The sequence below is a fragment of the Bradyrhizobium macuxiense genome, assembly GCF_001542415.1.
Taxonomy (GTDB): Bacteria; Pseudomonadota; Alphaproteobacteria; order Rhizobiales; family Xanthobacteraceae; genus Bradyrhizobium; species Bradyrhizobium macuxiense.
This window is the reverse complement of record NZ_LNCU01000022.1, coordinates 1-12,500: the sequence shown is the minus strand read 5'-3', so window position 1 is coordinate 12,500 and position 12,500 is coordinate 1. Positions and strand designations below refer to the sequence as shown.

Annotated in this window: 14 protein-coding genes (1 of these 14 running past the window's edge); 5 read left to right on the top strand and 9 right to left on the bottom strand. The window is 64.0% G+C overall.

Annotated features, from left to right (window positions below; all coding sequences use genetic code 11):
• A protein-coding gene (locus AS156_RS04790; RefSeq protein WP_066500758.1) for an NAD-dependent epimerase/dehydratase family protein crosses the window boundary here: on the top strand, positions 1-583 show its 3' portion. 503 nt of this gene lie to the left of the window's left edge; the window shows 583 of its 1,086 coding nt (coding positions 504-1,086); the start codon falls outside the window, past its left edge; it ends in the stop codon at positions 581-583.
• 213 nt (positions 584-796) lie between these two features.
• On the opposite strand, the gene AS156_RS04785 is transcribed toward AS156_RS04790, so the two are convergent.
• The 4 genes from AS156_RS04785 to AS156_RS04770 all read right to left on the bottom strand — a co-directional run bounded on the left by AS156_RS04785 (position 797) and on the right by AS156_RS04770 (position 4,836).
• Positions 797-2,104, bottom strand: a complete 1,308-nt coding sequence (locus AS156_RS04785; protein WP_066500756.1) for an NAD(P)H-dependent oxidoreductase — start codon at positions 2,102-2,104, stop codon at positions 797-799.
• Positions 2,105-2,251: 147 nt separating this feature from the next.
• Positions 2,252-3,052: a phytanoyl-CoA dioxygenase family protein gene (locus AS156_RS04780; RefSeq protein WP_066500754.1), complete on the bottom strand. Its 801-nt coding sequence runs from the start codon at positions 3,050-3,052 to the stop codon at positions 2,252-2,254.
• Positions 3,053-3,109: 57 nt separating this feature from the next.
• Positions 3,110-3,784: a GntR family transcriptional regulator gene (locus tag AS156_RS04775; RefSeq protein ID WP_066500992.1), complete on the bottom strand. Its 675-nt coding sequence runs from the start codon at positions 3,782-3,784 to the stop codon at positions 3,110-3,112.
• A 185-nt stretch (positions 3,785-3,969) separates the two neighbouring features.
• Complete coding sequence (locus AS156_RS04770; protein ID WP_066500753.1) at positions 3,970-4,836, bottom strand: sigma-70 family RNA polymerase sigma factor; 867 nt, start codon at positions 4,834-4,836, stop codon at positions 3,970-3,972.
• A gap of 110 nt (positions 4,837-4,946) precedes the next feature.
• Here AS156_RS04770 and AS156_RS04765 point away from each other — a divergent pair, with 110 nt between their 5' ends.
• On the top strand, positions 4,947-5,402 hold the full coding sequence (locus AS156_RS04765; protein ID WP_066500752.1) for a carboxymuconolactone decarboxylase family protein: 456 nt from the start codon (positions 4,947-4,949) through the stop codon (positions 5,400-5,402).
• 173 nt (positions 5,403-5,575) lie between these two features.
• Here AS156_RS04765 and AS156_RS04760 read toward each other — a convergent pair whose 3' ends face one another.
• The gene (locus AS156_RS04760; RefSeq protein WP_066500750.1) at positions 5,576-6,385 is read right to left on the bottom strand and encodes an alpha/beta fold hydrolase; all 810 of its coding nucleotides are present in this window, start codon (positions 6,383-6,385) and stop codon (positions 5,576-5,578) included.
• Positions 6,386-6,540: 155 nt separating this feature from the next.
• On the opposite strand from AS156_RS04760, the gene AS156_RS04755 reads away from it, so the two are divergent.
• The gene (locus AS156_RS04755) at positions 6,541-7,083 is read left to right on the top strand and encodes a methylated-DNA--[protein]-cysteine S-methyltransferase (protein WP_066500746.1); all 543 of its coding nucleotides are present in this window, start codon (positions 6,541-6,543) and stop codon (positions 7,081-7,083) included.
• Positions 7,084-7,285: 202 nt separating this feature from the next.
• On the opposite strand, the gene AS156_RS04750 is transcribed toward AS156_RS04755, so the two are convergent.
• The 4 genes from AS156_RS04750 to AS156_RS04735 all read right to left on the bottom strand — a co-directional run bounded on the left by AS156_RS04750 (position 7,286) and on the right by AS156_RS04735 (position 11,141).
• Entirely contained in the window at positions 7,286-8,155 is an 870-nt protein-coding gene (locus tag AS156_RS04750; protein ID WP_066500742.1) for an MBL fold metallo-hydrolase, read from the bottom strand.
• A gap of 311 nt (positions 8,156-8,466) precedes the next feature.
• Positions 8,467-9,078: a glutathione S-transferase family protein gene (locus tag AS156_RS04745; RefSeq protein ID WP_066500729.1), complete on the bottom strand. Its 612-nt coding sequence runs from the start codon at positions 9,076-9,078 to the stop codon at positions 8,467-8,469.
• A 147-nt stretch (positions 9,079-9,225) separates the two neighbouring features.
• Complete coding sequence (locus AS156_RS04740) at positions 9,226-10,068, bottom strand: fumarylacetoacetate hydrolase family protein (protein ID WP_066500721.1); 843 nt, start codon at positions 10,066-10,068, stop codon at positions 9,226-9,228.
• 224 nt (positions 10,069-10,292) lie between these two features.
• Entirely contained in the window at positions 10,293-11,141 is an 849-nt protein-coding gene (locus AS156_RS04735) for an MBL fold metallo-hydrolase (RefSeq protein ID WP_066500718.1), read from the bottom strand.
• A gap of 120 nt (positions 11,142-11,261) precedes the next feature.
• On the opposite strand from AS156_RS04735, the gene AS156_RS04730 reads away from it, so the two are divergent.
• Together AS156_RS04730 and AS156_RS04725 are read left to right on the top strand one after the other, a co-directional pair.
• On the top strand, positions 11,262-11,678 hold the full coding sequence (locus tag AS156_RS04730; RefSeq protein ID WP_066500714.1) for a DUF3775 domain-containing protein: 417 nt from the start codon (positions 11,262-11,264) through the stop codon (positions 11,676-11,678).
• A 61-nt stretch (positions 11,679-11,739) separates the two neighbouring features.
• A partial coding sequence (locus tag AS156_RS04725; RefSeq protein ID WP_136626016.1) for an IS701 family transposase occupies positions 11,740-12,500 on the top strand: 761 nt, incomplete at its 3' end.

The following is a 12,500-nucleotide window of genomic DNA, read 5'->3' as shown; positions in this document are numbered from 1 at the left end:
GAGCATCCTGCGTCCGGTGCTGATCATCGGCGAGGCCATGGGTGGTGCGATGGATCTGATCCCGCCGCTCGGCGTCTATGCCGCGATGCTCCGCGCGCAGGGCCGTCCGCTCGACTATCCCGGCGGTGCGGCACGCGTCGCACAGGCGGTCGATGTGGATCTGCTGGCGCGGGCTATCGCCTGGTCCGGCGAAGCGGAGACCGCCCGCAACGAAGCCTTCAACGTCACCAATGGCGATGTCTTCACCTGGGAAAACATCTGGCCGGCGGTCGCGGATGCGCTCGAGATGAAACCGGGCCAGCACGTGCCGCTGTCGCTCGCGCGCGAATATCCGAAATGGATCGCGCCGTGGGACGAACTCCGCAAGGCACACGACCTGATCGCGCCGGGCCTGGAAGAGTTCGTCGGCCTGTCGTTCCAGTACGCCGATTACAGCATGCGCTACGGGCAGACCGAATCCGGCCCGCCCTCGATCGTCTCGACCGTGAAGATCAACCAGGCCGGCTTCACCGAGATGATGGATACGGAAGCGATGTTCCGCAAATGGTTCAAGCTGGCGCGCGCGAGCCGGTTGCTGCCTTAGGATTGAAGACGCACCGCTTGCACGCTCTCCTCCCTCTCCCCATTCTTACGGGGAGAGGGCAGGGGTGAGGGGCTTCTCTCCGGCGAGCACTATGTGGCTTGTTGAGCAGTGTGCCTCGCCCCTCACCCGGATCACATCTTCGATGCGATCCGACCTCTCCCCGCAAAGGGCGGGGAGAGGTTAAGAGCGCTGTGGCTTGAGCGACAGAAAACACTATCGCGAAAACGCTGCCTCCATAGCCTTGCGCGTCTTGATCGTGTCGTTGCTCTCGTCGACCTCGACATCGCTCCAGCGCACCACCGCGCCATGGGCGACGTCGTTCTTCAGCTTGACGCGATGGGCGAGTCCGATCGGCAGCGCGCCGGCCTTGAGGCTGGCCGATGCCGGCATCAGCTTGCCCCACACCGTGTAGCCGCCTTCGCCGTCGAGCGTCTCGCCCGCGCGCAGATTGCGCTTGGCGACCGCGGCGACATCGCCGCGGAAGCCGCGCGGTTGACCGGTCGGCTCGTTGCGCAGCGCCGCCGACAGCACGGAGATATTCAGTTCGAGCCCAATCAGGTGATACGGCTTGTACATCGCCGCATAACGTCCGGACGCATCCGTCTTCAAACCGTACTGCTTGAAGCAATCGGCGGCGTAATCGTTCGGCGCTTCCAGCACCACATAGACGCCCCAGCGCAGATCGCGGAACACCGGACGGCCGTCGCGCTCCAGCGACGACACCACCTCCACGATGCCGGATTTCTCCAGCACGCCCCCCTTGTCGCGCGGGCGCATCACATGCGGCAGGTCGTCGACGCCGCACGGCGGAAACAGCAATCCTTCCGAGGGCACGTCGAGGGTGCAGGCGTTGGCGATCGCCGCCATCTCGATCGCGGATTTGGTGCCGTCGAGGAAGGAATTGAACATCTGCGGGTTCATGCCGGCGGATTGCGCCTCTCCGGCGGTGAGACCGTAATGCTGCCACACGCCCTCGGGCGTCACGTCGTGATACGCTGGCAAATATTTCGTGCCCTTGCCGGCCGCGACCACGCGGAAGCCTGTCGCGCGCGCCCAGTCCACCATCTCCGCGGTCAGCGCCGGCTGGTCGCCATAGGCGAGCGAATAGACCACGCCGGCCTTGCGCGCTTCCTCGGCGAGCAGCGGTCCCGCCAGCACGTCGGCCTCGACATTGACCATCACGACATGCTTGCCGGCGGCGATCGCCGCGCGCGCGTGGCGGATGCCGACCGCAGGGTTACCGGTCGCTTCCACGACCACGTCAAAGGCGCCTCTGGCGATCGCACGCGCGCCGTCATCTGTGAAGGTCGTCGCCCTGATCCGCTCGTCATCCCAGCCGACCGTGCGGCACGCCTCGCGCGCGCGATCGCGATCGAGATCGACGATCACGGGCACCTCGAGCCCCGGCGTGTGCGGCACCTGCGACAGGAACATCGAGCCGAATTTTCCAGCGCCGATCAACATGACGCGAACCGGTTTTCCGGCTGCCGCGCGGGTCTGTAGAAGGTGATGCAGGTTCATGATGTAGATCCGATACTGTGGACGCCGCGAGGCGCGAGACTGTCGCCAAGATCGTCATGGCCGGGCTTGACCCNGCCTTGACGGCAGCACATCTGCTCGTTCGTGGATGCCCGGGTCAAGCCCGGGCATGACGACGGTGTGTGGCGCTTACTCCGCCGCCTGCCGCGGCGCACGTGCCAATCGCAGCAACGCGTCGTCGTCCACGGTTTGGATCGGCGTGAAATCGCGGTGCGCGATGTAGTCCGGCCGCGTCGGGGTGCGAATGTAGTTCGAGACCGCGTTCAGCGTCAGGTAGACGATCTTGCGCGGGTAGGGCGTGATGTTGCCGCTCGAGCCGTGCACCAGATTGCCGTGGAACATCAGCATGCCGCCGGGCTTGCCGGTCGGGGCTACGATGCCGCCCTGCTTGACCAGCCGCGTGACGGTGTCCTCATCCAGCGTCCACAACGGATACGACGTGGTCTGAAGATCGTGCGACGCCTTGAGATCGCCGGCGGTCTGGCTCTTCGGCACCAGCATCAAGGGGCCGTTGATCGGCATCACCTCGTCGAGGAAGATCGCGATGTTCATCGCGCGCGGCTCCGGCATGCCGTCGTCGCGCTTCCAGGTGCCGTAGTCCTGATGCCACTGCCAGACGTCGCCGGTAAAGGCCGCCTTCGCATTGATCTTGAACTGGTGCATGTAGACCTTCTCGCCGAAGATCTGCTCGATCGGTTCGATCATGCGCGGATGCGCGCCGAGGGCGCCGAATGCCTCGTTGTAGAGGTGCGCGGCGAAAGCGGTGCGCGGCGCACCGCTCTTCTCACGCCACACCTCCGGGCGGTTGGCGTCATAGATCGACACCGCCTCGCGTGCGAGGAAGTCGACCTCTTCCTGGCTGAACAGTTCGGGCAGGAACAGCCAGCCTTCGCGATGGAAGAATTCGATCTGCTCTGGGCTCAGTTTCATGGTGCTTTCCTCCTGTGTTTCTTTCGTTCTCTCTTCGTCATGGCCGGGCTTGTTAGTTCACGCGGCCACGTCGATGGCCCTCAATTTCTCCTCGGTCATTCGTCCTGCCGTTTGCGCATGCTCTCGCGCGGCGGCCTCCGCGGCTGCGGGATTGCCGGAAAAAATCTGCGCGGCGATGGTCTCGTGCTCGATCCATGCGCTGTCGCGATAATCGAGCTCGGCGAGCACGGTCGCCATCGAGCGGCGCATATGCGGCCATTGCGGCGTGATCATTTCCTCGATCGCGGAATTGCCGGCGAGGCGATAGATCGCGCTGTGGAAGTCGACATCGAGTGCGATCAGGCGCGCGAGCGGCGTGTGGCCATCGACCGCGCGTCCGGCTTCGAGCGCCGCCTCGAGCTGCGCGCGTGCCGCGGTATCCTCCTTCACGCGCCCGGCCGCGAGCCGCGCTGCCAGCGCGTCGATCGCGCCGCGCACTTCATAGAGCTGGCGGATGCGTTGCGGATCGAGCTGGGTTACCTCGAAACCGCGCTTGCCGCTTTCCGCGACGAGGCCCTGCCGGTGCAACAGATGCAACGCGTGCGAAACCGGCTGACGCGAGACGCCGAGCTTCTCGGCAAGTTCGTTCTGGGTGATGCGCTGGCCCGGCAGCAGCGTGCGATCGATGATCGCCTCTGATATCCGCGCATAGACCTGGTCGATAAGGTTCGGAAGCGGGTCCAACGGGATCATGCCGGCCATCCAAAATGGAATACGGAATTCCGTGTTCGAAATCGAGGCTACGGCGCTGATCGCAAATGGTCAAGCGTTCGTTCTGTGATTCATATAATCCATTGAAAAATATGACTTTCTGTTCAGGCTTGGATGCGCCGGGCGACGCCGCTTGCGGCAAGCGGCCTCGCCCATCCGCGGTCACATCAGGCCCGATCGAGCACCTCGACATCGAATGTCTCGAGCTGATCGGCTTCGGCAACTGCGTCGATCGCGGCGATCCTGTCGCCGGCGATCGTGATCCGCAGCACGACGCGCAACTGGCCGCCGAGGATGACTGCAGCGGCGATCTCGCCATCGACCAGCGCGGGCTTTGCGGCCTGTGCGCGGCCCTTGAAGGATTCGGCGACGGCCGTGGCGCCACGGATTTCTGGAAGCGAGCCGAGGCGCTGCGCGGCGTGATCGGCGCGCACCACCACGTCGGGATCGAGCACCGCGAGCAGTCCCTGAAAATCGCCGTTGCGGGATGCCGCAAGGAACGCTTCGACGATTCCGCGCTGCCGGCTGAGGTCGGCGTCCGGCGCGGGCGGCATGCCTTGCACGCGGCGACGCGCTCGGCTTGCAAGCTGCCGCGCGGCGGCCGGTGTGCGGCCGACGATCGGCGCGATCTCCTCGAACGGCACCGCGAACATGTCGTGCAGCACGAAGGCCAGCCGCTCGGCCGGCGCCAGTGTTTCGAGCACCACCAGCAGCGCGGCGCCGACGGAATCGGCCATGTCGGCTTCGCGCTCGCTGTCGCTGTCGGCAACCGGTTCAGGCACCTCCGGACCCATCGGATCCTCGCGGCGGGATTTGCGCGACCTCAGCATGTCCAGACAGATGCGGGAGATCACGGTGGTCAGGAAGCCGCCGAGATTGTCGACCGTAGCAGCGCCGGTGCGGCTTAGCCGCAGCCAGGTTTCCTGTACGGCGTCGTCGACCTCGGCGGTCGAGCCCAGCATGCGATAGGCCACGGCCCGCAAACGCGGCCGGTTGGCCTCGAACTGCTCGGCCAGAAATTTTTTCTCGTCCATCGGTCACATTCCCTTTGTCGGCTCCGTCATGGCCATGACGAAGCAAATCCGGCCGGTGTGACAGCAGATCGGCACGGCCGCGTCAAAACGCAAACCAGGAGACTGACACCATGCAAGCCCGTATGAACCATCCTGTCATGGTCATTCCCGACGCCATGAAGGCGATCCAGGCACTCAACGAGAGCACCAAGCAGGTCCTGCCGGAACGGCTCCTCGAACTGGTCCATCTGCGCGCCAGCCAGATCAACGGCTGCAGCGTTTGCGTCGACATGCATCCGAAGCTCGCCAAGCGGGCGGGCGAAACCGATGAGCGGCTGTTCGCCGTCGCCGCCTGGCGCGACACGCCGTATTTCACCGAAGCCGAGCGCGCCGCGCTGGCGCTGACGGAGGCGCTGACCCGGCTGAGCGACCGTGAGGATCCGGTGCCGGACGCGATCTGGAACGAGGCCGACAAGCATTTCGACGAACGCCAGCTCGCCGCGCTTGTTCTCGCGATCGCCGGGATCAACGTCTGGAACCGGCTCAACGTCGCCGTGCGCCAGCCGGTCGGCGTGTGGAAGGTGTGAGCGGCTGGAGCGTTCGGCTCGAGCCNCCTCTCCCCTTGTGGGAGAGGTCGGATCGCATCGACCGATGCGATCCGGGTGAGGGGTCTGTCTCCGCGGAGAGAACCCCTCACCCGGCGCAATTCCGCTGCGCTTCATCGCGCCACCCTCTCCCACAAGGGGAGAGGGTGCACTGCCTATGCGGCCAAAAACTCCAGCACGATCTCGCAATAACGCCGCGGCGCCTGCTCGAACATCGGATGCGTGGTGCCGGGGATCATCTCCACGCGTGAGCCCTTCACGTTGGTGGCGAGCGCGTGCAGCACCTTCGGCAGCACGCCCTTGGTGTTGGCGCCGCCGATGAAGAGCGTCGGCGTTTTGATCGCTTCAGCGTCCGCCTTGGAGAAGGGCGGGCGCTTGTCGCGGGTTTGGCCGATCAGCGTCATGGCGTTGTCGAGCAGCAATTGCTTCGGCGCGGCCGGCAGCCGCCGCCAGGCGCCCGGGCCCTCGAGCGCATCGATGAAAATATGCATACCGCCATCGATGTCGCCCTTGGCGATCAGGTCGGCGGAAGCCGCGATCCGTGCCGCCAGCGGCGAGGGGCCGGGCTCATAATCGGGGTCGAGCGAGCCGTCCAGTTCGCCGCCGGGTTCAGCGAGGATCAGTTTGCGCAGCAGGTCCGGCCGCCGCTGCGCGACGCGGAACGAGATATGGCCGCCGCACGAGTGGCCCATCAGGTCGACCGGGCGGGTGTCGAATTTCTCGATGAAGGCGATCACGTCGTTGACATGTTGGGCGATCGAATAGGTGTCGCCGATGCCGTCCCATTGCGCCGGGAAGAAGTGCCGCAGGCTGACCGCGATCACGCGATGCTTGCGCGTCAGCGGCCCGAGCACGGCCGACCAGATCCGGAAATCACACAGCGAGCCGTGCACGCAGACCAGCGGCGGGCCCTGGCCGACATCGAGATAGGGCATGTCGAAACCGTTGACGTGGAGGCTTTGCATTAGGGGCTCACAGACTGGCGGGGATGTTGTTGATTGGAGAGAAGTTCCCACAGGATTCGGGTGGATAGCAACATTCTCCAAGCCTAGATTCCGGTCCAACATCAGGTTCAGGAACATGAGCCAGGAACTATCTCAGGGAACATGCGGAGTGAGCCATGACAGGCCAGCATTTTGCGATTTTCGAGACCCCGATCGGCGCTTGCGGCGTCGTCTGGGGTGACCACGGCATCACCGGCGTGCAACTGCCGATGGGCAATGAAGAGAAGACCCGCAAGCGGATTTTCCAGCGCGATGGCGACGTCACCGAGGCGGCCCCGCCGGCCGAGGTGCAGCACGCGATCGCCGGCATGGTCGAGCTGCTGACCGGCAAACCGAACGATCTCGCCGACATCGCGCTCGATCTCGACGGCGTGCCGGAGTTCAACCGCGGCGTCTACGACATCGCGCGCAGGATCCCGCCGGGCAAGACCATGACCTATGGCGAGATCGCCAAGCAGCTCGGCGGCGTCGAGCTGTCGCGCGACGTCGGCCAGGCGCTCGGCCGCAACCCGTGCCCGATCGTCGTGCCCTGCCACCGCGTGCTGGCGGCCGGCAACAAGCCCGGCGGCTTCTCCGCCAATGGCGGCGTTGTCACCAAGCTGAGGATGCTGCAGATCGAAGGCGCAATCGTGAACCACACGCCGAGCTTGTTCGATTGAGGGAGTGGTTCTTGCGCTCCCTCTCCCCGTTCTTACGAGGGCGAGACGAGCGAAGCTCGCTCTTAGAGGGTTGGGTGAGGGGCTCTCTCAGCGAGTGATGTGGTCGGACAGACCTGTACCCCCTCACCCGGATCGCATTGCGCTTCGCTGCATGCGATCCGACCTCTCCCCGCAAGCGGGGCGAGGTGCCACGAACAAGCGGCTATGCCGTCTCACACACGAACCCGTTCCCCTTCCGCTTGATCCTGCCGGATGACGGTGAGGGAAAATGCGCCGTGCAGCACAGCGTGGCCGTGTCGCAATAATGCTCCAGGAAGTCGCGGCGCGTCTTCGCCGCCTGTGCCGGATCGACGTCGAACTTCGGCGATAGCTCCGGATACCGTGTCTGGATCGGCGAATGCATCAGGTCGCCTGAAAACACCGCGTCGTCCTTGCCGCGGCCGAAGGCAAAGGCGACGTGCCCCGGCGTGTGGCCGGGCGTCGGCAGGATGCGTGTGTGATCGCCGATCGCGAAATCATTGCGCACGATCTCGGCCCGCTTGGCTTCGACGACCGGCAGCACGCTGTCGACGAACGGACCGACCTCGGTCTTCGCGTTGGTCTCGGTCCAATAGTCGAACTCGGTCTTGTCGAATACGTAGCGTGCGTTGGGGAAGGTCGGCACCCAACGGCCGTTCTCCAGTCGCGTATTCCAGCCGACGTGGTCGACATGCAGATGCGTGCACATCACGAAGTCGATGTCGCCGACTGAAAAGCCCGCCGCTGCAAGGCTGCGCAAATAAGTGTCGTCGGCCTTCATGTCCCAGCTCGGCCGGCCCGGCCGCGGCTTGTCGTTGCCGATACAGCTGTCGATCAGGATGGTGTGGTGCGGCGTCTTCACGACATAGGACTGGAACGCCAGGATCAGCGTGTCGCTGTCGTCGAGCGCGCCCGCGGCCTTCATCCAGGCGCGGTTCTCCGCGAGCACATCGGGCGTCAGCCCGGGCAGCATGTCGAGCGCGGGCAGGAATTTCCCTTCTTCCTCGACGATGCGATGGATGGTGAGGTCGCCGACGTTGAATTTCAGGCTCATGGTGATTTCCTCGGAAGATCAGTGCGCGTCGCGCACGGCGGGAATGATGATGTTGGCAAGGATATCCATCGCCGCAAGGCCTTCCTTCCGCTCGCTGCGCAGGGTTGCATCCTATGCAGGGGGCGTCGCCATCATCACAAGATCGAGATCGTGAATGATTGGCGCGCCGTGGCCAGCGATCCAACTCACGTTCGTGCAGGCGGCCTACGCGCCACCCGTCCCTGATCACTCGCAGACGATGCGCGGGAATATAAGGTCCCGCGCAGAGAAGGGCGGGGGAGTGACCGCGCATCTTCCCCGCGCGGCCCCGCTCATGCCGGCGGCGGCACCGAGATCTTCACCGCCGGGCGTTCGAGCATCTTCTGGTTGAACGCGTCGAGTTTCGGATAGGCCTTGCGCCAGCCGCAATCGGGGAAGCGGAAGTCGGCGTAACCGAGCACGCAGACCAGCCCGATCTGTGCGATATCGAACGGCCCGTTCAGCACCTCGGGCCGGTTCTCGAACCGCGCCATGCCGGTCCAGGCCCGGTTCCAGTGATCGTCGTACCAGGCCGGCCACGCCGAGCCCTGCGGCCGCACCATCTTCTCGTAGCGGCACAGCAGCATCGAATCGAGCATGCCGTTGATCAGCGAGTGATCGGTCTTCACCTGCCAGCGCCGCGGGCCGTAGCCCGGGATCAGCCGGCCGCCGCCGAGCTCGTTGAGATACTCGACGATGACGTAGGAATCGAGAATGACGTCGCCATGGTCGAGGATCAGCACCGGCAGCTTCTTCAGCGGCGTGATCTTCGAATACTCGTCATTGGCCTGGCCCGGCGCAACGGTGGCCGGGACGAACTCGATCTTGTCGATGAGCCCGAGCTCGATCGCGGCGATGCGCACCTTGCGGGCGAAGGGGGAGGCGGGAGAGAAGGTGAGTTTCATTGAGGGGCCTCTGAGAATCTACACTGAGTGTCTCGCGCTTCCGTCATTGCGAGCGGAGCGAAGCAATCCATTGTCACCGAATACGCGGAAAGATGGATTGCTTCGTCGCTATCGCTCCTCGCAATGACGGTAGTCGTCAGCCGCACCTCACGCCGCGACGATTTCCTGGCGCTGCTCGCCGAGGCCCTCGATACCGAGCGTCACGACGTCGCCGACATTGAGGAAGGTCGGCGGCTTCATACCGAGGCCGACGCCGGGCGGTGTGCCGGTGGTGATGATGTCGCCGGGCAGCAGCGTCATGAACTGCGAGACGTAGGAGATGCACTTGGCCATCGAGAAGATCATGGTCTTGGTCGATCCGGTCTGGCGGCGCTGGCCGTTGACGTCGAGCCACATCGACAGGCTCTGCACGTCCGCGATCTCGTCCTTGGTGACGAGCCAGGGGCCGACCGGGCCGAACGTGTCGTGCGACTTGCCCTTGGTCCATTGTCCCAGGCGCTCGGTCTGGAAGTTGCGCTCGGAGACGTCGTTGCAGATGCAATAGCCGGCGACGTGGTTCAGCGCGTCGGCTTCAGACACATACTTGGCGCGGGTGCCGATGATCGTGGCGATCTCGACTTCCCAGTCGAGCTTGGTCGAACCGCGCGGCTTCTCGACCGCATCATTCGGGCCGCACAGGGAGGTGTTCGCCTTCATGAAGATGATCGGTTCGGTCGGGATCTGCGCGCCGGTTTCCTTGGCGTGGTCGCTGTAGTTCAACCCGATCGCGACGAATTTGGAGATGCCGGTGACGGGCGCGCCGAGGCGCGGCTTGCCGGAGACGGCGGGGAGGGAGGCGGGATCGAGGCCGGTGAGCTTCTTCAGCTGTTCCGGCGAATAGGCCTCGCCGGTGAGGTCCTTCACATGGGCCGAGAGGTCGCGGAGCTGGCCGGATTTATCGATCAGACCGGGCTTTTCCGCACCCTTTTCGCCATAGCGCACAAGCTTCATATTGATCACTCCCTACGGGTTTCGAGGATTGTTGCTGGTATACCTCGGCAAGCTTCATGGAACAGAGCGCGGAGAAATTCAACCGCCTGAGGCCCGCGGCATTGCAGCCATCACCGTCCAGCGTGGCCATTTTGGGCCGGTGCCCGACGACGGTCGTCAAAGCGCATGCGACCTTTTGCTCAGTCGCGGGGCGGACGGCCATCCCGAACCGGAGGGGCGCGAGCCTATTCAAGCGCAACGAACCTGAACGCGTCGCCATCGCGCTTGATATGGCCGGCACCGAAATGCCCACCGATCACCAATATCGGCGTGTCGGCAAAGCGCGAAAACAGCTGGCGGCGCGACACCGCCGACTGCTTCTGGTCGGAGTCTGCCGTCGACGACCAGTCCAGATGATACATCTGGCACGGATGATGGGCGGCGTCGCCGGTCAGCAGGCCTTCCTGACCGTCGGACTTGATGTGGATGCTCATGTGACCGGGGCTGTGACCCGGCGTCGGGATCAGCGTGATCTCGTCGGTGAGCCGGTGATCGCTCGGCACGAGCTCGGCCTTGCCCGCGTCAGCGATCGGCTTCACCGAGTCGGCGAACACCGCGGCATGCGCGGGATCGTTGCCGTGATCGCGCCAATAATCGAACTCGGTCTTGCCGAAGACGTAACGCGCGTTGGCAAACGTCGGCACCCATTTGCCTCCGACGAGTTTGGTGTTCCAGCCGACATGATCGACATGCAGATGCGTGCACAGCACGGTGTCGATGCTGTCGGGCGCGAAGCCGGCCGCGGTCAGCTTCTCCAGGAACGGATCGGTGCGGTTGTTCCATGTCGGCACGTTGCGGCCCTGCTTGTCGTTGCCGAGCCCGGTGTCGACGATGATGCGATGCTCGGGCGTCTCCACCAGCAGCGAGTGGATCGACATTTTCAGCCGGCCGTCCTCATTGGCGAAATGCGGGATCAGCCAGGGCAGGCGCTGAATCTCTTCCCGGCCGGCGAGCGGCAGGATGAATCGCGTGCTGCCGACCGTCTCGAGCTCGACGACCTTGGTGATCCTGACCTTGCCCACGGTCCAGTTCATGTTGGGTGTCCTCCGTTTCTTGTTTCTCTATCGTCGACCATGCGGGTTTCCGCACCGCGGCGCAATGGATCAAGTCGGCGCCTTCAGCGTTACTGCCTCGTGGGAAGAAGGAGTACGCGAATGCCGGAACTCACGATCTCTCCTGAAAAAGTCGGCTTTTTGATCGAGAAGGCGCGGGAATTCGACGTCAAGGAGGAAACGGTCGATCCGGACTCGGGTTCGAACGGTGCTGACGATGACATGATTGACGTGCTGGAGGATGACGGCAGGGACCCGGTCGTGCGCGAGATCGCCGGATTCATCGACGCGCTGAGCGAGGACGAACAGGTCGATCTCATTGCCCTGATGCGGCTTGGCCGCGGCGACGGCACGATCGAGGAATGGCCGGAGCTCTGGCGTGAAGCCGCTCGCGGACATAGGGGGCACAATACCGCGAGCTATCTCCTCGGTGAGCCGATGCTGGGCGATCTGCTTGCCGAAGGTCTCGACGAGCTCGGTCTCCTGCCGGGCGGCGAAGGCACCACGCCGATACACTAGCACTACTTTGGCAGATTATTGGATTTCCGCGATTTTTTAGGATTCCCGAATCAATTTTTCAATGATTCATGGGTGGTCGGCTCTTGGAGGGCTGACCATGGCGGGATGGGAAGACGAACTTGAACGCTGGCTGATGCCGTTCTTGGACCGGCTGGGTCATAAGACTCGGCAGCGGATGTGTCCTCTGTACGTTGCGGGACTGATCGGTCCTGGCGATCGCAAGAGCGTTCAGCCGATGGCGGAGCGCCTTGCCACGGGCAACTACGACCAACTGCACCATTTCATTGCGGACGGTGTCTGGGACGCGACGCCGCTGGAGACGGAGCTGCTCAACCAGGCGGACCGACTTGTCGGCGGTAGGGATGCGGTGCTCGTTATTGATGACACCTCACTGCCGAAGAAGGGCGAACGCTCGGTTGGTGTTGCAGCTCAATACGCGTCGGCTCTCGGCAAAACGGCAAATTGCCAAACGCTGGTGTCTTTGACGCTTGCGCGCGGCGAAGTGCCGGTGATGGTCGCGTTGCGCCTCTTTCTGCCCGATAGTTGGACAAGCAACGTGTCTCGTTTGAAGCGCGCTCGCGTGCCAGTCGAACACCGAACGCTACGGTCCAAGCCGGAGATTGCTTTGGCCGAGATTGACCGCGTGATGGCAGCCAACGTGCGCTTTGGATGTGTGCTGGCGGATGCAGGATACGGGCTCAGCGCACCGTTTCGACAAGGGCTAACAGAGCGCGGGCTGGCCTGGGCTGTCGGCATCCCTCGGCACCTGAAGGTGTATCCGGTCGATGTGAAGCTCATTTGGCCGATTACCAAAGTCCGCGG

Coding starts and splice junctions, on each gene's coding strand:
- AS156_RS04785 (WP_066500756.1), bottom strand. CDS start 2,104: ATGAACCTGCATCACCTTCTACAGACCCGCGCGGCAGCCGGAAAACCG.
- AS156_RS04780 (WP_066500754.1), bottom strand. CDS start 3,052: ATGAAACTGAGCCCAGAGCAGATCGAATTCTTCCATCGCGAAGGCTGG.
- AS156_RS04775 (WP_066500992.1), bottom strand. CDS start 3,784: ATGATCCCGTTGGACCCGCTTCCGAACCTTATCGACCAGGTCTATGCG.
- AS156_RS04770 (WP_066500753.1), bottom strand. CDS start 4,836: ATGGACGAGAAAAAATTTCTGGCCGAGCAGTTCGAGGCCAACCGGCCG.
- AS156_RS04765 (WP_066500752.1), top strand. CDS start 4,947: ATGCAAGCCCGTATGAACCATCCTGTCATGGTCATTCCCGACGCCATG.
- AS156_RS04760 (WP_066500750.1), bottom strand. CDS start 6,385: ATGCAAAGCCTCCACGTCAACGGTTTCGACATGCCCTATCTCGATGTC.
- AS156_RS04755 (WP_066500746.1), top strand. CDS start 6,541: ATGACAGGCCAGCATTTTGCGATTTTCGAGACCCCGATCGGCGCTTGC.
- AS156_RS04750 (WP_066500742.1), bottom strand. CDS start 8,155: ATGAGCCTGAAATTCAACGTCGGCGACCTCACCATCCATCGCATCGTC.
- AS156_RS04745 (WP_066500729.1), bottom strand. CDS start 9,078: ATGAAACTCACCTTCTCTCCCGCCTCCCCCTTCGCCCGCAAGGTGCGC.
- AS156_RS04740 (WP_066500721.1), bottom strand. CDS start 10,068: ATGAAGCTTGTGCGCTATGGCGAAAAGGGTGCGGAAAAGCCCGGTCTG.
- AS156_RS04735 (WP_066500718.1), bottom strand. CDS start 11,141: ATGAACTGGACCGTGGGCAAGGTCAGGATCACCAAGGTCGTCGAGCTC.
- AS156_RS04730 (WP_066500714.1), top strand. CDS start 11,262: ATGCCGGAACTCACGATCTCTCCTGAAAAAGTCGGCTTTTTGATCGAG.